This is a genomic window from Saonia sp., from assembly GCF_056326165.1.
The window spans coordinates 41,831-63,980 of record NZ_JBWFBN010000013.1; the positions used below are offsets into that span (position 1 = coordinate 41,831).

16 protein-coding genes are annotated in these 22,150 nt (G+C 35.2%); 14 read left to right on the forward strand and 2 right to left on the reverse strand.

Annotated features, from left to right (window positions below):
• Positions 1–55: 55 nt before the first annotated feature.
• The 7 genes from topA (at position 56) to AC000W_RS11980 (ending at position 9,684) form a co-directional block, all read left to right on the forward strand.
• On the forward strand, positions 56–2,539 hold the full coding sequence (gene topA / locus AC000W_RS11950) for a type I DNA topoisomerase (protein WP_474748577.1): 2,484 nt from the start codon (positions 56–58) through the stop codon (positions 2,537–2,539).
• A 2-nt stretch (positions 2,540–2,541) separates the two neighbouring features.
• A complete protein-coding gene (locus tag AC000W_RS11955; protein WP_474748579.1) occupies positions 2,542–3,699 on the forward strand; it encodes a formimidoylglutamase in 1,158 nt (385 codons plus the stop codon).
• Between the two features lie 115 nt (positions 3,700–3,814).
• A complete protein-coding gene (gene porK / locus AC000W_RS11960) occupies positions 3,815–5,176 on the forward strand; it encodes a T9SS ring complex lipoprotein PorK/GldK (protein WP_474748580.1) in 1,362 nt (453 codons plus the stop codon).
• 80 nt (positions 5,177–5,256) lie between these two features.
• On the forward strand, positions 5,257–5,910 hold the full coding sequence (gene porL / locus AC000W_RS11965; protein WP_474748581.1) for a type IX secretion system motor protein PorL/GldL: 654 nt from the start codon (positions 5,257–5,259) through the stop codon (positions 5,908–5,910).
• Positions 5,911–5,969: 59 nt separating this feature from the next.
• Positions 5,970–7,538 (forward strand): type IX secretion system motor protein PorM/GldM, encoded by a 1,569-nt coding sequence (gene porM, locus AC000W_RS11970; RefSeq protein WP_474748583.1) that lies wholly within the window; start codon positions 5,970–5,972, stop codon positions 7,536–7,538.
• A 99-nt stretch (positions 7,539–7,637) separates the two neighbouring features.
• Positions 7,638–8,540: a type IX secretion system ring subunit PorN/GldN gene (gene porN / locus AC000W_RS11975; RefSeq protein ID WP_474748584.1), complete on the forward strand. Its 903-nt coding sequence runs from the start codon at positions 7,638–7,640 to the stop codon at positions 8,538–8,540.
• An 88-nt stretch (positions 8,541–8,628) separates the two neighbouring features.
• Complete coding sequence (locus tag AC000W_RS11980) at positions 8,629–9,684, forward strand: NAD(P)/FAD-dependent oxidoreductase (protein WP_474748585.1); 1,056 nt, start codon at positions 8,629–8,631, stop codon at positions 9,682–9,684.
• Here AC000W_RS11980 and AC000W_RS11985 read toward each other — a convergent pair.
• Complete coding sequence (locus AC000W_RS11985) at positions 9,681–10,064, reverse strand: DUF983 domain-containing protein (RefSeq protein ID WP_474748587.1); 384 nt, start codon at positions 10,062–10,064, stop codon at positions 9,681–9,683. The two genes, AC000W_RS11980 and AC000W_RS11985, sit on opposite strands and share 4 nt — an antisense overlap.
• A 64-nt stretch (positions 10,065–10,128) precedes the next feature.
• Here AC000W_RS11985 and AC000W_RS11990 point away from each other — a divergent pair, with 64 nt between their 5' ends.
• The 7 genes from AC000W_RS11990 (at position 10,129) to mgrA (ending at position 20,390) form a co-directional block, all read left to right on the forward strand.
• A complete protein-coding gene (locus AC000W_RS11990) occupies positions 10,129–12,042 on the forward strand; it encodes an ABC-F family ATP-binding cassette domain-containing protein (protein WP_474748588.1) in 1,914 nt (637 codons plus the stop codon).
• A 190-nt stretch (positions 12,043–12,232) separates the two neighbouring features.
• A complete protein-coding gene (locus AC000W_RS11995) occupies positions 12,233–13,111 on the forward strand; it encodes a leucine-rich repeat domain-containing protein (RefSeq protein ID WP_474748590.1) in 879 nt (292 codons plus the stop codon).
• A gap of 153 nt (positions 13,112–13,264) precedes the next feature.
• Entirely contained in the window at positions 13,265–14,413 is a 1,149-nt protein-coding gene (locus tag AC000W_RS12000) for an efflux RND transporter periplasmic adaptor subunit (protein WP_474748592.1), read from the forward strand.
• 3 nt (positions 14,414–14,416) lie between these two features.
• Positions 14,417–17,701: an efflux RND transporter permease subunit gene (locus AC000W_RS12005; protein ID WP_474748593.1), complete on the forward strand. Its 3,285-nt coding sequence runs from the start codon at positions 14,417–14,419 to the stop codon at positions 17,699–17,701.
• A gap of 14 nt (positions 17,702–17,715) precedes the next feature.
• On the forward strand, positions 17,716–19,080 hold the full coding sequence (locus AC000W_RS12010) for a TolC family protein (protein ID WP_474748595.1): 1,365 nt from the start codon (positions 17,716–17,718) through the stop codon (positions 19,078–19,080).
• 12 nt (positions 19,081–19,092) lie between these two features.
• Positions 19,093–19,275 (forward strand): CPXCG motif-containing cysteine-rich protein, encoded by a 183-nt coding sequence (locus AC000W_RS12015; protein ID WP_474748596.1) that lies wholly within the window; start codon positions 19,093–19,095, stop codon positions 19,273–19,275.
• 98 nt (positions 19,276–19,373) lie between these two features.
• Positions 19,374–20,390, forward strand: a complete 1,017-nt coding sequence (gene mgrA, locus AC000W_RS12020) for an L-glyceraldehyde 3-phosphate reductase (protein WP_474748598.1) — start codon at positions 19,374–19,376, stop codon at positions 20,388–20,390.
• 70 nt (positions 20,391–20,460) lie between these two features.
• Here mgrA and AC000W_RS12025 read toward each other — a convergent pair whose 3' ends face one another.
• The gene (locus AC000W_RS12025; protein ID WP_474748599.1) at positions 20,461–22,086 is read right to left on the reverse strand and encodes a sodium:solute symporter; all 1,626 of its coding nucleotides are present in this window, start codon (positions 22,084–22,086) and stop codon (positions 20,461–20,463) included.
• Positions 22,087–22,150: the final 64 nt, after the last annotated feature.

The following is a 22,150-nucleotide window of genomic DNA, read 5'->3' on the forward strand; positions in this document are numbered from 1 at the left end:
TATAAAGGTTAAAATAAAAAAATTGATATACTTTTGTCACTTCAAAACCCAATGAATGGCAAAGAACTTAGTAATTGTAGAGTCGCCCGCAAAGGCAAAAACCATTGAAAAATTTTTAGGCAAAGATTTTAAAGTAGAGTCCAGCTTTGGACACATTGCGGACCTTCCATCCAAAGAATTAGGTGTAGATGTAGATAATGATTTTGCCCCTAAATATATTGTTGATAAGGAAAAGAAGGCTCTTGTTAAGAAACTAAAAGATTTAGCAAGTAAGGCAGAGACTATTTGGCTTGCAAGTGATGAAGATAGAGAGGGTGAGGCCATATCTTGGCATTTGGCAGAGGAGTTAAAATTGGATAAGGATAAGACCAAAAGGATTGTTTTTAATTCGATTACGAAAAGTGCCATACAAAAAGCAATAGAGAATCCACGTGAGATAAATTATAACCTTGTAAATGCTCAGCAAGCAAGAAGAGTTTTGGATAGATTGGTAGGTTATCAATTATCTCCAGTGCTCTGGAAAAAAATAAAACCAGGACTTTCGGCTGGTAGGGTACAGTCCGTGGCTGTTCGTCTAATTGTTGAGAGGGAAAGGGACATAGAGGTTTTTAAACCCGTAGCATCATATAGGGTTGTAGCACAATTCAAGACAAAAGAAGGAAGTGTGTTTTCTGCCAAATTGGGAAAAAATTTCAACTCAAAAGAAGAAGCAGAAAAGTTTTTACAACAGAATCTGGAGGCTAATTTTTCAGTTTCTAGCTTGGACAAAAAACCTGCAAAAAAATCTCCAGCGGCACCATTTACAACATCCACTTTGCAGCAAGAAGCAGCAAGAAAACTCTATTTTTCTGTGGGTAGAACCATGCAGGTTGCCCAACGTTTGTATGAAGCGGGACTTATTACCTATATGAGAACGGATAGTGTAAATCTTTCCCCCGAAGCTATAAATGCGGCAAAGGATGCTATTGAAGAAAATTATGGTAAGGAATATAGTAAGGTTAGGAGCTTTACTGGTAAATCCAAAGGAGCACAAGAGGCACATGAGGCTGTACGCCCAACAGATATGAAAAGACAGTCGGTTTCCTTAGAACGTGATCAATCTAAGTTATATGAATTAATATGGAAGCGAACATTGGCATCACAAATGAGCGATGCTGAGTTGGAGCGCACCAATGTAAAAATAAAAGCCAATACGCATTCTCAAGAGTTTGCAGCTAATGGTGAGGTTATTAAGTTTGATGGATTCCTTAAAGTATATATGGAAGGCCAAGATGAAGAGGATTTAGCAGAAGAGCAAGAAGGAATGCTTCCGGCAATGAAAATTGGGGATGCTCTGGACAATAATTATATTACGGCAACAGAACGTTTTACAAGACCACCTTATAGATATACCGAAGCTTCTTTAGTAAAGAAATTAGAAGAATTGGGTATTGGAAGACCTTCTACTTATGCACCAACTATTTCTACAATTCAGAATAGAGGGTATGTAGAAAAAGGAACTGTTGAAGGTGCGGAGAGAAAATATTCGCAATTGGTGTTGGAGTCTGGTTCGGTTTCGGAAAAGAACTTATCTGAAACTATTGGTTCGGAAAAGGGCAAGCTAGTGCCTACCGATATTGGTATGATTGTAAATGACTTCTTGGTAACTAATTTTGCTAACATTTTGGATTACAACTTTACAGCGAAAGTTGAAGAGGATTTTGATGAGATTGCTGATGGAAGTGAAGATTGGCAAAAAGTAATGCGCGAATTTTATAAAGATTTTCATCCCAATGTATTGGATGTTCAAGAAAACGCAGAAAGAGCTAGTGGAGAGCGTGTTTTGGGAACTGATCCAAAAACAGGAAGACAGGTTGCAGTAAGGTTGGGTAGATTTGGACCCATGGTACAAATTGGAACAGTGGAAGAGGAAGAAAAACCTTTGTTCGCCAGTTTATTGCCAGAACAATCTTTACAGACAATAACATATGAAGATGCCATGGAGCTTTTTACCTTGCCAAGAAAACTAGGTGTGTTTGAAGGTGAGGAAGTTGAAGCTAACGTTGGAAGGTTTGGTCCCTATGTTAGGTTTGGGAAAAAATTTGTTTCTCTAGAAAAAGGGGAAAGTGCTTTCGATGTGGATTTGGATAGGGCCATAGAGCTTATTAAAGAAAAGCAAAAAGCAGATGCTCCTGTTGCAGCATACGAAGGTAAGGATGTCACCAAAGGTGTAGGGCGGTTTGGCCCTTTTATAAAGTGGGACGGAATGTTCATAAACGTGAACAAAAAATATGATTTTGATAGCCTGTCACAACAAGATATAGAAGAACTAATTGAGGCTAAAAAGCAGAAGGAAATTGATAAATTAGTACAGGAGTGGCCAGAAGAAAAAATACGAATAGAAAAGGCCAGATGGGGTAGGCACAACATTATAAAAGGAAAAATAAAGGTTGAGATTTCCAAGGATGTTGATGCCGCAAAAGTAACTTTGGAACAGGCGAAAGAACTTATAGAAAAGAAAACTCCAAAAAGAAAGACAAAACCAAAGGCTAAAAAGTAATTATGGCATTTGATTTTTTGATTCCGGTTGCAGATAAAGTATTGGCGCATTGTGAATTGTTACCGCCCCAAGCACTGGGAAGCAATATTCATAAACATACAGAAAGAAAAGGACTCCCAGTTCTTGCAAATGCATCCTTTGCCATTATGGGTGTTTTGGAATCTAGAAATGCTTTTGAAAAGAAACTGGAACCATTAAATGTTTCAGAAATCAGATTGCAGTTTTACAAATTAATGATGGGAAATTGGGATGCCACTATCGTTGATTTGGGGGATATTGAAGAAGGAGAAAGTGTAGAGGACACTTACTTTGTGGTAAAAGAAATTGTTGCCGGCTTATTAGAAGAAAAAGTTATACCTATTATTATTGGTGCAACCCAAGATATTACATATCCAGCTTACAGAGCTTTTGATGGCATTAAGGATATGATAAATTTAGTAGCTGTTGATAGTAGATTCGATTTTGGCCAAGATGAAGAACTTATTTCTTCAAATTCCTACATGAGCAAGATTATCACAGATGCTCCTAATAATCTTTTTAATTTTTCTAACATTGGTTACCAAAGTTATTTTAATGCTCAAGAAGAAGTGGACCTTATGGAACGCCTCTTTTTTGATGCCTATAGATTGGGTGATATTTCTGCCAACATATCTTTGGCAGAACCCGTACTTAGGAATGCCCATATGGTGAGTGTAGATTTGAGGGCAGTTAGAGCAAGTGATATATGCATGTCTGGTAACTTTTCTCCAAATGGTTTCAATGGACGGGAAATATGTGCCATTGCAAGATATGCAGGGATTAGTGATAAGGTATCTGTCTTTGGTATTTATGAGGGAGAGAATACACCTCAAACCTATCAGTTGATAGCTCAAATAATCTGGTATTTTGTTGAAGGACATAATTACCGTGTAGAGGAATTTCCAAACTCTAAAAATGAAGATTTTACCAAGTTTATAGTGCCTACAGATACAGAAGAACTTGTATACTACAAAAGCCACTTAACAGAAAGATGGTGGGTAGAAGTACCATCTATTTTAACTTCACATAATAAAACAAATTCACCTGCGTTATTACCATGCACCGAACAGGACTATCTAGATGCATGTAATCAAAATATTCCTGAAAGGTGGTTTAAAGCTTATAAGAAAGGCTTTAATTGATTAAAATATTTTTTAAGGATATATATTCTTGCACAATATTTTAATCAAAAATTAGTTTTAGAGAATAATAATTGTGATTACAATTTAAACTCATAATCCAAATTTAACCTAAAGTATGAAAAAGCTATTGTTACTATCTATAGCATTTGGTTTTTTACTCACAAGCTGTGGGTCTAAAACACAAGGGGAACTCGTAGGAGCCAAAGGAAAGAAATGGTATCCTGAAAAACCTTATGGAATGGAACTCATTCCCCAAGGCGCATTTATCATGGGTAAGTCTGAAGAAGACATGGCTAAGGTTATGAGCGCTCCGACCAAAACTGTAACCGTGCGATCGTTCTATATGGATGATACAGAAATCACCAATAGTGAATATCGCCAGTTTGTAGAATGGGTGAAAGATTCTATTACGAGAACCAAGTTGGCCATCTTAGCAGATGAGTTGGGATTAGGTCCAGAGGATGGGGGTATAGGTGAGTATGCATTTAAGGATGCCGATACTACCAAAATGTCTGTGTATGATAAATACATGATGGACAACTATTCTGGAATGGGAGATAATTATTATGAAGGTAGAGCCCTGAACACAGATGAAGATTTAGTTTGGGATACATCCGATTATCCAGATGAGTATTATGCCGAGATTATGGACTCAATATATATTCCAGAGGAAGAGTCATATAACGGTCAGAGAACAGTAGATGTTACAAAATTAAAATACAAGTACAGTTGGATGGATATTGAAGCTGCTGCTCGTTCAAGAAGCGGTAGTAGAAAAGATTTCATTAGACAAGAAGAATTAGAAATATATCCTGACACAACAGTTTGGATTAGAGATTTCTCGTACTCATATAATGAACCCATGCACAACGATTATTTTTGGCATGATGCTTATAGCGATTATCCTGTTGTAGGGGTTTCTTGGGCACAGGCCAAAGCTTTTTGTAACTGGAGAACCAAGTTCAAAAATGATGATCAAAAAGATAAAGGCAAGCAGTTTGTAAACCAGTTTAGATTACCAACTGAAGCTGAGTGGGAATATGCTGCTAGAGGAGGTATTGAAAGTGGAACTTATCCTTGGGGTGGTCCTTATGTAATTAGTGACACAGGTTGCTTTATGGCAAACTTTAAACCACAACGTGGGGATTATGCTGCGGATACTGCACTGTATACTGTAGAGGCAAAATCATTTGAGCCAAACGATTATAACCTATTTAATATGGCAGGGAATGTTTCTGAGTGGACAAACTCTAGTTACGACCCTAATTCTTATGAATATGTTTCAACAATGAACCCAAATGCCATATCTGGTGATAATGAAAGAAAAGTTATTAGAGGTGGTTCTTGGAAAGATGTTGCATACTTTTTACAAGTAAGTACAAGAGATTATGAATATCAAGATTCTGCAAGAAGTTATATAGGATTCCGTACAGTGCAGGATTTTATGGGAGAAGAAGACCCTAAAGGAATCAGATAAAAAAATTAATGTAAACCTTATCTTAAATTTAACCAAATACTTATTATTTTTAACATTAAACTTAAATTAAATTTTAAATTATGGCACAGTCAAAATCAACAAAAAAATTATTTGCAATGGCCTATGGCCTTGGAGCATCAGTCGTTATCATTGGTGCATTGTTTAAAATCCTACACTGGGAATTTGGACCATTAACAGGCGGTCTTCTTTTAGCAGTAGGTCTTATTACAGAAGCTCTTATTTTTGCAATTAGTGCATTTGAACCAATAGATGAAGACTTAGATTGGTCTTTAGTATACCCAGAATTAGCTGGTGGACAATCTTCAGGTAAAAAGAAAACTGAAGCTCAAGAAGCTAAGGAAGCTGAAGGATTGCTATCTAAAAAATTGGATAACTTATTAAAAGAAGCTGGTGTTGATGCTGAATTAATGAGCAGCTTAGGTAGTAGTATTAAAAACTTTGAGGGTGCTGCAAAAGGAATTGCACCTACAGTTGATGCAATGGAATCTACTAAGAAATATTCTGATGAAATGTCTCAAGCGGCAGCTCAAATGGAATCTTTGAATAGCTTATATAAAGTACAATTAGAAAGTGCTAGTAGACAAGCTTCTATCAACGAAGAAGTTGTAGAAAATGCTGGAGCACTTAAGGATCAAATGGAATCTTTAGCAACTAACCTTTCTTCATTAAATGGAGTTTATGGTGGTATGTTGTCTGCAATGAGTAAAAACTAATTAGTGTTAGTAAATAACAAATCCAAATCAAATTATTAATTAAACCTAATTAGAAAAACATGGCATCAGGAAAACAAGGGCCACGGCAGAAGATGATCAACTTAATGTATTTGGTCTTCATATGTATGCTGGCATTAAATATGAGTAAAGAAGTTCTTGCAGCTTTCGGTCTTATGAACGAAAAGATGGAGACTTCCAACAGAAAAACCGAAGAAAGTAATCTTGCCTTCTTAAGCGGTTTGGAAACTAAAGCGTCTGAGAATGAGGAAAAATTTGGTCCTCTTTACAAAAAAGCACAAGAAATTAAAGGTTTGTCGCAAGACTACTATAAATACTTGGAGACTTTAAAAACAGAATTGGTCAAAGACGTAGAAGATCCAAAAGATTATGCCGTAATGGACAAGTCAGATTATTTGGATGAAAAATTCTTTCAAGGTGATAATCTTGGTAAAGAAGGACAAGAGTTCTTAAAGAGAATCACAGATTACCGTACTAAAATATCTGCTATTTTACCAGTAGAGATGAAGGAAGTAAAGGCATCAGTTTCAACACGTTTTGAAACAGGTGATGCTAACGGTAAAGTAGAGAAGAGAGATGGTACAAAACAAGATTGGATCAACTATCACTATGAAGGATTTCCTTTAATAGCTTCTTTAACTAAGTTGACTGCATTGCAGGCTGACATTAAAGCTACTGAAGAGGATGCGTTGAAAGCAATGTTGGAAGGTCAATTGACCAGTGAAATATCCATGACCAACTATACTACTTTGTTGGAGCAAGAAAAATCAGCTTATTATGCTGGTGAAAAGTTCACAGGAAGTATTGTATTGGGTCGTAAGGATGCTACTACTAGACCAAACGAAGTAAACATTACTTTGGATGGTAGAAAATTGACTGAAGGTAAAGATTTTGCTATCGAAGATGGTAAAGTAAAATTATTGGTAAGTGCCGGTAGTCCTGGAGATCACGAATTAAAAGGAAATTTGGTGTTCTTGCAAGATGGTGAGCGTACAGAAGTGCCAGTATCTCAAAAATTTGCAACTATAACAAAGCCGAATGCTGCTTTAATTGCTGCTGATAAAATGAATGTAGTATACCGTGGAGTTGCTAACCCAATGTCTATTTCCATACCTGGAATTCCAGACAACAAGGTTTCTGCATCTGCACCTGGTCTTACTAAAAGAAGTGGTAGTAAATATGTTATGAACCCTGGAAAAGGTAGAACTGTAAAGATTATTGCATCTGGTGTATTGCCTGATGGTCAACGTATCTCTACTCCTGCTGAGTTTAGAATTAAAGATATTCCAAGACCAGCTGGTTCTATTAGAGGAGAGTCTGGTAGTGCAAAAATGCCAAGAACAAACCTGGAAATTGCTACTGTTGGAGCCTTATTGGAAGATTTCGATTTTGATTTGAATCTTGCCGTAAGTGGATTTAAGTTTAAAGTACCTGGACAACCAACTGTTATTGTAAAAGGCAACAAGTTGGATGGTAGAGCCAAGTCGGCTCTTAGAAGGGCAAAAAGAGGTGATGCCGTACAAATTTTTGATGTCGAGGCGTATATCACTAACAATAGAAGTTACAAGTTGAAAAAAGTATCTCCTGTTGTTATAGAAATTACAAACTAGTATATTAAAATAAAGCTTTTTAGCGGGTATTGTGCCCAGCGTGCAATACCTCTAAAAAGCAAATAATCTAGCTAAGTAAAAATAATTAAATAGTTACAAATGAATTGGAAGAATGTTTTATTAATTGGAGTTGTTGCTCTACTACCAATGTCAATGATGGCACAGGCAAATATTTTAAATGCCAAAAAACCAGAAGAGATTGGAGTAAAAACAGAAGAGCAAATTGCTCACGATAATGATGCTCCTCTAGCATATGCCTATGTTGATGAAAGGGATATTCTCTGGTCCAAAACTTTATGGGAAACCATAGATTTGGATGAGCGTGTTAATTTTCCGCTATACTATCCTACAGATACTATAGATATAGGATCTGATAGAAGATCATTATATGATGTTCTTATGAAGAACATTAGAAATGGTAAACTAACAGATGTTTATGCGGATTCTTATTTTACTGAAAAAAGAACACTTGAAGATGTAAAAGGTGCTTTGCAAAAAGTAGATACTACAGATTATGGATATGAGCAATATAATGCTGGTGAAGAAATTTCTGCAGAATATATTAATAAAAGAGATTTAACTGCTGCTGACATTGAAGAATACCATATTAAAGGTATTTGGTATTTTGACAAGCGTTTAGGAGAATTAAAATATAGATTATTAGGTATTGCACCAGTTGCACCAGATGTTAACTTTATAGATGATGAGTCTATGGATTTGGAAGATGCCAAAGTAGAATTGTTTTGGGTATGGTACCCAAGTGCAAGGGAAATTTTGCACGAAGCCAAGGTGTTTAACCAACGAAATTCTGCTCAACCCATATCTTATGATATGTTGTTGAATGCAAGAAGGTTCAATGCAATTATATACAGAGAAGACAATGTTCACGGAGACCGTAAGGTAAATGAATATGTCGCAGATAATGCTTTGTTTCAATTATTAGAAGCTAAACGTATTAAAGAAACTATCAGGGATAGAGAACAAGATATGTGGGCTTATTAATAAAAACGCATAAAATTATATTGATTCCAATTCAATTATAAAATGAAAACGCTGCACTTAATGTGCGGCGTTTTTTATTTTTGCCCTAATGTTAGATTATTTGGTTGTAGGATTGGGCTTAGCAGGAGTTTCTTTTTGCGAGACTCTGGAAAAGAATAAAAAGACTTTTAAGGTAATTACAGATGATTCTCAAAAATCATCTACTGTTGCTGGGGGTCTTTATAATCCTGTTATTTTAAAACGATTTACTGCTGTTTGGAATGCAAAAGAACAATTGGATTTTGCACAACCTTTCTATAGGGATATAGAAAACAAGTTAGGAATTAGGTTAGATTATAAGGTTCCAGTTTTAAGGCGTTTTGCTTCAATAGAGGAACAAAACCTTTGGTTTGAAGCATCGGACAAGGTTAATCTAAAACCATTTTTGTCACCTAATATAGTTTCAAATCAAAATATACATATTAATGCCCCTTTTGGTTATGGAGAGGTGTTGGGAACTGGTAGGATAGACACCAAATTATTAAAAGAAAATTATGAACTCTATTTAAATAGAAAAGACGCTTTACAAAATGAATCTTTTCAGTTTTCTAAACTAGAAATTCATAATGGCTATATTTCATATCAATCTATAAAAGCAAGAAAAATTGTCTTTGCCACTGGTTTTGGAGTAAAGCTGAATCCTTATTTTAATTATTTGCCACTTAACGGTACCAAAGGGGAATTACTCACAATAAAAGCCCCAGCCTTAAAAGAGTATAATGTTATTAAATCTTCGGTATTTATAATCCCTCTTGGAAATGATTTGTATAGAGTGGGCGCTACATATAAATGGAAGGATAAGACCAATACACCTACCAAAGAAGCAAAAGAAGAGTTATTAGAAAAGTTGGATACATTTCTAAAGTGTGCGTATGAGGAGATAAATCATGTGGCAGGAATTAGGCCAACAGTAGCAGATAGGAGACCTTTGGTTGGGAGCCATCCAAAATATAAAAATATGTATATACTTAATGGCTTTGGATCAAGGGGAGTAATGATAGGTCCACTTGCATCGGACAAACTATATAAATTTATAGAGGCCAATGAAGCATTGCCTAAGGAAATGGATGTGGTAAGGTATACAAAAAAGTATTTTAATGCCTAAGCCTTTTTCACTTCTGGGTCATAGCCAATAAAAAAATTAATCCAAATGTTTCTGGATATTCTAATAATGAAAGGCATAAAAACAACCATGGTAGTTACAATGGATATAAAGGAGGTTTTTAATGAAGCGCCTACAAATAAATAGGAAATAATAAATGCAGCTACTGCAAAGGCAATTCCCACCCCATAACTTACGTACATAGCTCCATAAAAAAAAGAGGGTTCAATTTTATATTTTGTGTTACAATGAGAACAACGCTCGTGCATTTTTAAAAGTTTGGAAACATTATAGGGATTGTTATCCAAATACATGCTTTCTTCTTGGCATTTTGGACAAGTTCCTGTTAAAATGCTGTAGAGTTTGCTTCCTTTTTTTAACATTTGCAAAAGTTTTTACAAAACTACAGTTTCTCATTAATTTTCATTGTAACAATAGTCACAAAATATGCTGAATATCCATAACCTTTCCGTTTCATTTGGAGGTGAGTTTTTATTTGAGGAGATTTCATTTAGGTTAAATTCTGGAGACCGAGTTGGGTTAATTGGAAAAAATGGAGCTGGAAAATCTACCTTATTAAAATTACTGTCTAAAGACAGTGCTCCAGATACTGGAGTCATTGCTTCGGATAAAGAAGTTAAGATAGGGTTTCTTAGACAGGATATAGATTTTGAACAAGGTAGAACAGTTTTAGAGGAAGCTTATCAAGCTTTTGAGGAAATAAAAAAGCTGGAACTTCAATTGGATGATATTAATCATCAATTGGCAGAAAGAACAGATTATGAAAGTGATATCTATCATCAACTTATGGTAGATGTTAGCGAGGTTACCCATAGGTATGAGATTTTAGGAGGTTACAACTATCAAGGGGATACAGAAAAAATATTGCAAGGACTTGGTTTTTCACGCGAAGATTTTGATAATAAAACGGATACTTTTTCTGGTGGTTGGCGCATGCGTATAGAACTGGCAAAATTGCTTTTGCAGAATAACGATGTTCTATTGTTGGATGAGCCTACAAACCATTTGGATATAGAATCTATTATATGGCTAGAGCAGTTTTTAAAGAACTATGCTGGCGCTGTGGTAATAGTATCCCATGATAAAATGTTCTTGGACAATGTAACCAATAGGACCATAGAAATTTCTTTGGGTAGAATCTATGATTACAACAAGCCTTATTCAAAATATTTGGTGTTGAGGTCGGAAATGAAAGAGCAGCAACTTAATGCTCAAAAGAATCAACAGAAAGAAATACAACAAGCAGAAAGGTTGATTGAAAAGTTCAGGGCTAAGTCTACAAAAGCATCAATGGCACAATCACTAATAAAGAAATTGGATAAAATAGAACGTATTGAGGTCGATGAGGATGATAACAGTGTCATGAACCTTAGGTTTCCAATTTCCGTAACTCCAGGAAAAATAATTGTGGAGATGGAAGAGTTGTCCAAAAGTTATGGTGATAAGCATGTTTTAGCTGGAATAGACCTACTTATTGAAAGAGATAGTAAAACGGCTTTTGTGGGTCAAAATGGCCAGGGAAAATCCACGCTGGCAAAAATTATGGTTGGCGATTTGGATTATGGTGGCCACCTTAAGTTGGGACATAATGTCCAGATAGGGTATTTTGCACAAAATCAGGCAGAATATCTAGATGGGAATAAAACCATATTGGACACCATGATAGATGCAGCCAATGAAAAGAATAGAAGTAAGGTTAGGGATATTTTAGGTTCCTTTCTTTTTAGAGGAGATGATGTGGAGAAATATGTAAAAGTGTTATCCGGAGGTGAGCGTAATAGGTTGGCATTGGCTAAAATGTTACTACAGCCTTTTAATGTTCTGGTTATGGATGAGCCTACCAACCACCTTGACATAAAATCCAAAAATGTTTTAAAGCAAGCTCTAATAAATTTTGAAGGAACTTTGATATTGGTTTCGCACGATAGGGATTTCTTACAAGGACTCACCAATAAGGTATACGAGTTCAAGGATAGAAAAATAAAAGAATATTTAGGAGATATTGATTTTTATCTTGAACAAAGAAAGGTTGAGGATTTTAGAGCAATAGAAAAGAAAGAAGACATTCAGCAAAAAAAAGAAAAAAACAAACCAAAAAACACAAGTTATCAGGATGCGAAAGCATTAAAAACTTTGAAGAACAAGCTCAGCACAATAGAGAGTAAAATTTCATCTTTGGAAAAGGAAATAGGAGAAATAGACCATGAACTTTTAATGAATTATGATGCAGCTATTTCCAAGCCTAATTTTTTTGATGGCTACCAAAAAAAGAAAAAAACTTTGGAAGAGTTAATGAAAAATTGGGAGAGCATCACATTAGAATTAGAAAGCTTGACATAAAAAAGACAGTTTCAAATCTATTTTAAAGTCTTTAACCACAGTTTTTTGGTAGTTCACAACAAAAATGAACAGTCTTGCCACCGTTGAACGAATATTTTTGCCTATTTACCGTTGTAATCTTAAATTTGTAGGATAAATCCTATGCATGTAGGAAATTCATTATTTTTTTCTAAGCATTAATATATAGCAAATGAAAAAAGCACAACTTATTCTAATCTTGTTTTTTATTTCTGGGCAAATGATCTTTGCAAATGTATCTAGCAAGGAAAAAAAGGCTCTCATAGATTTTTATAATTATACAAAGGGAAGTGAATGGATAAAAAAGTGGAATCTAAATGAACCAGTTGAAAGCTGGTATGGGATTAAGGTTGCTGATGGACATGTGGTTGAGATAAATTTATTTAGAAATAATTTGAATGGAACCATCCCAAAGAGTATTAAAAAGCTACAAAATTTATCGCATCTAAATTTGGCATTCAATAATTTGGTTGGAGAGTTTCCCAAAGAATTATCTGATTTAGGGCAACTGAAAGTTCTTAAGCTAGAAATGAACCGATTAAAGGGTGTTATTCCCAATGAAATTGGAAACTTAAAGAGCTTGGAAGAACTTTCTCTTTTCAATAACTTCTTAAATGGAAGTATTCCAGAAAGTATTGGAGATATAAAAAATTTAAAAGTGCTTAACCTATCTAGTAATAATTTAAAAGGAGAAATACCAGAATCCTTGGGTAAGCTTACCATGTTAAAAAGCCTTGGACTTTTTGAAAATACATTGGAGGGGTCTATACCTTCTGAATTAGGTAATTTGGGTCAATTGAAAGAATTGGTTTTAGCTAATAATAATTTAGGCGGTGAAATTCCACAGGAATTTGGTCAATTGGCAAGCTTAGAAATACTTCAAATCCAAAATAATAAGTTTAATTCTTATAAAAGTTTGGAGATGATGAATACTCAACAATTTTTGGTGTTCGATTATGATAAAGAAGATGTTAGGTTAGATTTTAAGGATATGGATTTTAGCAAAACAAGAATGGCAGACACCAAGTTTGTCGATGATGATGACAATTAGTAGTATTTTAATTTAGTTAGTTTTGAAAAAAGGATGCCTATATGGCATCCTTTTTTATTTACAAGGCACTGGGATATTTAAGATATATTTAACAAGACTAGCTTAAACTAATGGATAGTTTTGTAATCTTATTACCAATCTATCCTATCCTTTATGAATCTCAGGAAACTTATTTTATCAATTCTAGGAGTTCTACTAATTATAGCATCAATTTATGGTGCAGGACTTATCGTTAAAAATAAAAGAAAACCAATTGCACGCCAAAATAAGGTGGTTAAAACGGTTTTTGTAGATACAGTTGTAAATAAGACTATTCCTATTATAGTTACTGCTAATGGTAACCTTGTTGCTAAACAACGAATGGAATTGTTTGCAGAGGTTCAAGGTGTTTTTAGAAGGGGAAATAAATTATTTAAGGCAGGTCAAGAGTACAGAACTGGTGAAAGATTGATTGGTATAGACGCTTCGGAATATTATGCAAGTGTACAATCCGCAAAAAGTAATCTCTATAATTTAATTACTTCCATAATGCCAGACTTGCGTTTGGATTATCCCGAAGTTTTTCCAAAGTGGGAAGAATATTTAAGAGGCTTTGATATTAATAAAAGTACACCGCCTTTGCCAAAAATGGCATCAGAAAAAGAACAGTACTTTATTTCTGGAAGAGGAATTTTAACCAATTACTACAATGTTAAAAACTTAGAACAACGACTTTCTAAATTTACTATTACCGCTCCTTATAATGGAATTCTTACAGAAGCCTTGGTAACAGAAGGAACTTTAGTTCGTCCTGGACAAAAATTAGGGGAATATATAAATGTTGGAGTTTATGAGTTGGAAGTGGCGGTTAGTAAAATTCATGGCGAGTTATTAAAGAAAGGAGAGGCTGTTAATTTGGTGAACTTAGACAGAACAAAAGAGTATTCAGGTAGAGTTACCCGTATAAATGGTAGGGTGGATCAAGCTTCACAAACTGTCACTGCTTTTATTGAAGTAACCAGTAGTGAGTTGAAAGAAGGTATGTATTTGGAAGCTAACCTTAATGCCAAAGAAGAAACCAATGCTATTGAAATTGATCGGGGATTGTTGTTGGAAAGCCAACAAATTTTTGTGGTTAGAGATTCTATATTAGATTTAATAGATGTAAAACCTGTTTTCTTTTCTGATAAAAAAGTTGTACTCAAGGATGTGCCAAATGGAATAACAATAATAGAAAAACCAGTAGTAGGAGCATATGCTGGAATGCTGGTAAAGATTTTCGATGAAAAAGGCACAGCGCAAAAGTCCAACGCAACAGAATAAATAATGAGGAAGATTATATCATACTTTATCAAGTACCATGTAGCTGTCAATGTTATCATTATTGCATTTTTTATTTTTGGTATTGTTGGTGCTTACACATTAAAATCTTCGTTTTTTCCACTTTCAGAATCAAAAAATATTTCAATAAACATTACCTATCCAGGAGCTTCTCCGCAAGAGGTTGAAGAAGGTATTGTGCTTCAAATAGAAGATAATCTTAAGGGGTTAGTTGGCGTAGATAGAGTTACTTCTACTTCTCGGGAAAATAGTGGAAGCATAAATGTTGAAATAGAAAAAGGAAGAGATATAGATTTTATGCTCTTACAAGTTAAGAATGCCGTGGACAGAGTTCCGTCATTTCCATCAGGGATGGAGCCTTTAGTAGTTTCTAAGCTAGAAGCTGTGAGGCAAACCATAAGCTTTGCAATTAGCGGTGATGATATTCCTCTGGCTACCTTAAAACAAATAGGAAGACAAATTGAGAATGATCTTAGAGGCATTGATGGTATTTCTCAAATAAATATTTCTGGATACCCCCAAGAGGAAATAGAAATTGCGGTAAACGAGAATAGTTTGCTTGCTTATAATGTATCTTTTAATGAAGTGGCCCAAGCGTTAGGAAATGCTAACATATTGGTAACGGGTGGTAATATTAAGACCAGTGCTGAGGAGTATTTAATTAGGGCTAATAACAGAAGTTATTATGGAGATGAATTGTCTAATGTAATTATTAGATCAGATGCATCAGGAAGAACAATAAGATTAAAAGATGTAGCTGTTGTTAGGGACAGGTTTTCCGAAACGCCCAATGCATCCTTTTTCAATGGCAATTTATCAGTAAACACTACCATTACCAGTACCAACACAGAGGATTTAATTTCTGCAGCAGATAAGGTAAAGGTATATGTAGAAGAATTCAATCAAAAATATAATAATGTACAGCTTAGTATTGTCAACGATTTATCAAAAGTATTAAATCAGCGTACCCAATTGCTAACAGAAAATGCGGTGGTAGGGATGATTTTGGTGCTTCTCTTTTTGTCCCTTTTCCTTAATACTAGATTGGCTTTTTGGGTAGCTTTTGGGTTACCGGTAGCTTTCTTGGGAATGTTTGTTTTTGCACCCTTGTTCAATGTTACCATTAATGTATTATCTCTTTTTGGGATGATTATTGTAATTGGTATTCTGGTAGATGATGGTATTGTAATTGCAGAGAACATTTATCAACATTATGAGAAGGGGAAAACTCCTGTGCAGGCGGCAATAGATGGTACTATGGAGGTAATCCCACCAATTGTGTCTGCAATTATAACGACAATTTTGGCGTTTTCCATTTTCTTCTTTTTGGATAGTCGTATAGGAGAATTTTTCTCGGAAGTTTCAGTAATTGTAATACTTACTTTGGTTGTTTCTTTGGTTGAAGCATTAATTATATTACCCGCTCATTTGGCTCATTCAAAAGCATTGAGAGCTCAAGATGATAAACCAAAAAAGGGTATAGCCAAGGTGTTTTCCAAGTTAAGAATTATTAATAAGATTGGTGATGATGCAATGGCTTGGATGCGAGATAAATTGTATAGCCCAACCTTAAAGTTTGCCCTAAAATATAAAATATTGACTTTCTCCTTTTTTGTGATGGCTTTAGTACTCACTTTTGGATCGATTGGTGGGGGTGTTATAAGGACTGCATTTTTTCCAAGAATTGCGAGTGATAGAATCGCTGTAGAGCTATCCATGCCTAATGGAACTAATGAAAAAATTACAGATTCTATTATAAGTATGATTTATGATAAGGCCGAAATTGTAAATCAAGAAATGACAGATAAATATTTGCAAGGAACGGATAAGCAGTTGTTTGAAAATGTGATAAAGAATTTGGGACCAGGATCTTCTTCTGCTACACTTGTCATTAATATGCTTCCAGGTGAAGAAAGACCTGATGCTATTCGGTCGGATATGGTATCCAATCGTTTACAAGAATTGGTAGGACCAATCATTGGTGTCGAAAGTCTTATATATGGTTCTGGAGGCAATTTTGGGGGAAGCCCAGTTTCCGTTGCTCTTCTGGGAAGTAATATCACAGAATTAAAAGCAGCCAAAGCTGAATTAAAATCAGTAATGGAAAACAATTCTTTATTAAAAGATGTTGAGGATAATGACCCAGCTGGTATTAAAGAAATACGTTTGGAACTAAAGGAGAATGCATATGCTTTGGGACTAAATTTAAGAAGTATCATGAGCCAGGTACGTGCAGGTTTCTTCGGAGTGCAGGCACAGCGCTTTCAGCGTGGACAAGATGAAATTAGGGTGTGGGTACGCTATAACAGAGAAAATAGGTCTTCTATTACCGATTTGGATGAAATGCGTATTGTTACCCCGAGTGGGAATAGAGTGCCACTGAACGAAATTGCCAATTACTCTATTGAAAGAGGTGATGTAGCAATTAACCATTTAGATGGCAGAAGGGAAATTCGTATTTCTGCGGACATTAAAAATGTAGAAACAACAAGTGCCACGGATATTATGACCGAAATTAAAACGGAAATAATGCCACAAATTCAGTCAAAATATCCTACTGTCTCAGCATCTTACGAAGGACAGAATAGGGAGGCGAACAAACTTATGAAATCTTTAAAGTTTGCTGGTCTTACCGTTTTGTTTTTAATCTATGTGACGATTGCTTTTACTTTTAGAAGTTTTAGTCAGCCATTGATGTTGTTACTTTTGGTGCCTTTTAGTTTAACTGCTGTTGCTTGGGGGCATTGGATTCACGGTTTCCCAATTAACATATTATCAATGCTTGGAATTATTGCATTGATAGGTATTATGGTAAATGATGGTTTGGTGTTGATAGGGAAATTCAATAGTAATTTACGGGATGGAATGAAATTTGACAATGCAATTTATGAAGCAGGTCGTTCACGTTTTAGAGCCATATTTTTGACTTCTATTACAACAATTGCAGGTTTGGCTCCATTACTTATGGAAAAAAGCCGACAAGCTCAGTTTTTAAAACCTATGGCAATTGCAATAGCCTACGGAATTGGCTTTGCGACCATTCTAACTTTGTTGATGTTGCCTTTGTTCCTTTCTTTTAGCAATAAGGCCAAAGTAGTTACAAAATGGTTAAAAACAGGTGATAAAGTAACAAAGGAAGAAGTGGAACGTGCTATTAAAGAACAGAATGAAGAGCTGCACATGAGCGAAGAATTACCAAATAAGCTACATGGTGTACATGAGGTTTCTTCCAATGTAGAAGAAAGTAATATCGATATGTCCCAAGTCTAAGAAGACAAAGAATAATGAGAAGAATTTATTTTATCCCCATTTTAATTTTCACTTTTATTAGTAAAGGTAATGCCCAAGAAAAATTGCTATCCAAAGAAGATGCTGTGACCTTGGCTTTGGAAAACAATTACGGAATTAACGTAGCAAAAAATCTGGTTGAAATTGCTGATAACAATGCAGGACTATTAAATTCGGGTTATTTGCCAACACTAACAGGTAATGCTGGAGCAAATTATAACAGAAGTGATTCTAGTACTGAGTTCCCAGGTCAGCTTACGGAAGATGGTAAACCAAGATCGAACGCTGAGGTGAATAAGGCTGAAAGTCAGCGTTACAATTCCAGTATAAACCTAAATTATACCTTGTTTGATGGTTTGGGGAGGCATTATAATTACAAGAGGTTGAAAGAGCAATATCAACTAAGTGAATTGCAGGCAAGGGAGACTATAGAAAATACAATCCTTCAACTTTTTAGTATTTATTTTGAAGTTGCCAGACTAACAGAAAATAAGAATGTATTACAACAGGCATTAGAAATATCAAAAAACCGAAATACGCGAGCAGAATATGCTTTTGATTATGGACAGAATACCAAGTTAGATATTTTAAATGCGCAAGTAGATGTTACAAACGACAGTATAAATTTATTGAATGTTCAACAACAATTAAGAAATACAAAAAGGGACCTTAATGTAATATTGAACCAAAATTTGAATGAAACCTATGTTGTAGATACCATTGTTCGCTTTGTGTCCAAAATACGGTTAGAGGAATTCATTTCTCAGGCTCAAGAAAATAATGTTGCCGTTTTACAAACAGAGAAAAACTTAAAGATTAATGAATATGATATTAAGGTCAATAAGTCAGGATATTTACCCACTATTGGGCTAACTGGTTCTTACGGTTGGAATCTAAACCAAAGCGCACCATCGGCTTTTTTGTCCGGAGCAATTTTCCCTGGAACTAATACGACTTCCGCAAGTTTGGGATTGGGAGCCAATTTAACATGGAATTTGTTTGATGGCGGTGGCACAACTGTACGTGTTAAGAATGCCAAAATTGTATATGAGAATCAGGAAATGCTTAAAAAGCAAATTGAATTGGAAGTGAACAGGGACATTCAAAATGCAATGGACATCTATAAGAACAGATTAAATATCTATAACATTCAAGAGCAAAATGTGCTCACCAATCAAAATAATTTTGAGCGTTCAAAAGAGCAGTTTCAATTGGGAAGAATTACATCTATAGAGTTTAGACAGGCGCAGATAAATTTATTGAATGCCCAGACCAATAAAAATTTGGCAAAGTACGATGCTAAATTGGCCGAGTTGCAATTATTGCAACTTACAGGACAACTATTGAATGTTAGTTTATGATTTTGAACTAATATGGACGAACATTTTTTTCAATGTCCTTATTGTTGGGAAGAAATATCCATGTTGTTAGACTCTTCGGTTGCACATCAAACATATGTAGAAGACTGTGAAGTGTGCTGTAATCCTATAGAAGTAACATCTAAGTTTGAAGACAATGAATTGATTTCGTTTGAAGTGATTGATATAGGACAGTAACAACCCTAAACAATTCAATATCATAACAAAAACATATTTATTTAATTTTAAAAATTCAGTAAGTTTAACTTACTTTAAATTAACCTAGAACCAACTATATGAAAATTAATGACGATTCACCTTTTGGCACATACCAAGCCGCGGAAGATAGATATGATTCAATGAAATATCGCCGTTGTGGGAACAGTGGAATAATGTTGCCAATGCTATCTTTAGGATTATGGCACAACTTTGGAAATTCTGATGACTTTAATAAGGGCAGGGATATTCTAAGAACAGCTTTTGATAATGGCATTTGTCATTTCGATTTGGCAAATAATTATGGTCCTCCATATGGTTCTGCTGAAGAAAATTTTGGACGAATGTTCAAAATGGACTTTGCACCTTATAGAGATGAGTTAATACTTTCTACCAAGGCAGGGTGGGATATGTGGCCTGGTCCTTACGGTAATTTAGGCTCTAGAAAGTACTTAATTGCTAGTTTAGACCAAAGCTTAAAACGAATGGGTGTAGATTATGTAGATATTTTCTATAGCCATAGACGCGATCCAGATACACCTCTTGAGGAAACTATGGGAGCCTTGCATAGTATTGTACAACAAGGAAAAGCTTTGTACGTGGGTATTTCTCAGTACAATGCCGAAGATACTGCAAAGGCTCATGAGATATTAAAAGACATGGGAACACCCTTGTTGATACATCAACCACGTTACAATATGTTTGATCGCTGGGCTGAAAATGGATTAATGGATGTTTTGGGTGAAAAAGGAGTGGGTTCCATTGCGTTTTCTCCATTAGAGCAAGGTATTCTTACCAATAAGTATTTAAAAGGTTTTCCAGAAGATTCTCGCGCAGTAAAAGATGCGAGGTATTTAAATACAAATCAGATTACCCCAGAAGTGCTGGATAAAGTTAGAAAACTGAATGATATTGCTGAAAATAGGGGTCAAAGTTTAGCTCAAATGGCTGTAGCTTGGTTGCTAAAAGATGATAGAGTATCAACAGTACTTGTGGGAGTTAGCAGAACGGCTCAATTACTAGATAATATTAAGGCATTGGATAATTTAGATTTTAGTAAGGAAGAATTAAATGCAATTGAAATTATTCTAAAATAGAATGCTGATTTTATAAATAGAAAAGCCTTCAACTATTGAAGGCTTTTTTTGTGCTCATATTTTTTAAAAATTACAATGCAAGCGTACTAAATGAAATCATAATGTATATTACTATTACTATGACCAGAACTGATGTTAAGATATCCCATATGTTGTAGCTAGATTTGTTTGCTTCTTTTTGCTCATTTGTAACTGAGCCAAAAGTCAATCCTGCCAATTGTTTTTGTGTCGGTGCTGGGTAGAACATACTTACAACAACTGCTATGGCAACACAAAGTGCAAAGAAATAAGCGCCAAAAACTAACCAATTAATGTTTGCTATGCTAAACAGGAAGCTACCTTCTGAAAAACTAGATTTTAATATTTCCAAGGTTAGTTTAGAAAACCCAATAATGAGCCCACCAATTAATGTGGCAATAGCACCATTGGCATTCATTCTTTTATAAAAAATACCTAATAGGAATACAGCCGCAATTGGTGGTGAAATATAGGCTTGTACATTTTGTAAGTATTCATAAAGGCCATCAGATAATTTCGAAATTATAGGAATCCATAGGAGTCCAAGACCAACAACAAAGAAAGTGGCAATTCTTCCTGTTTTTACCAATTCAGCCTCTGGTTTGTTCGGCTTAATTTTTTTGTAAATATCCAAAGTAAATAATGTGGAACAAGAATTAAATACGGAGGCTAGCGAACTCATTAATGCAGCTAATAAACCTGCAGCAACCAATCCTCTTAATCCAGACGGCATTAAATTACTCATTAATACAGGAAAAGCTTCGTCTGGGCTGTCCCAGTCTAATTTCCCCTGTAATTTTAATCCCAGTGCTACGATTCCAGGAATTAAAAATAAAAAGATAGGAAGCAACTTTAACAGTGCACCAAAAATGCTTCCCCTTCTTCCTTCTTTAATGTTTTTTGCCGTTAGTACACGTTGTACAATTACCTGATCGGTACACCAATACCAAATACCTACCACGGTGCTTGTTATAAATAGTGGTAACCATGGATAGTCTGGATCGGAATTAGGGCGCCACATATTAAAGTAATCTGGACCAATGGTTTCCTTTAACTCACCCCATCCGCCAACAGCATCTAATCCTAAAACGGTTAAAATACCTGCGCCTACAACCAATACAATGGCTTGTATGGTTTCTGTATAGACAACAGCTCGCATGCCGCCTAAAACAGTATAAATACCAGTTAAAACCACAGTTGCAACTGCTCCAATCCAAAAAGGAATTCCTAAAAGAGCAGACACTACAACTCCACCAGCATAAATGGTAACGGATACTTTGGTCAATATATATGCTATAAGAGAAACTATAGATAGCACCCATCTGGAACGTGCATCAAAACGTTTTTCCAAGAATTCTGGCATTGTAAACACACCGCTTCTAGCATAAAAGGGCAAAAATACCCAGCCAAGCATTAATACAAGCCAAGCATGTAATTCATAAATAAGTAAAGGCATTTTGTCACCGGCGCCATTTCCTGCTAATCCAACAACATGTTCAGAGCCAATGTTAGAGGCAAAAATTGAGGCACCAACCATAAACCATCCTATATTACGGCCTGCTAAAAAGTAATCTTCAGTATTTTTTTGTTTTTGTTTTATGACCCACCATGCAACTCCTAGCAATATTATAAAGTAGCCAGCAATTACAATCCAGTCTAGTGAATCCAGTCCTTTCATAAGTTAGTTATTTGGTTATTTAATAGTTAATGGTTTTTAGTAATTTAAAGAAATTACCCTGTGA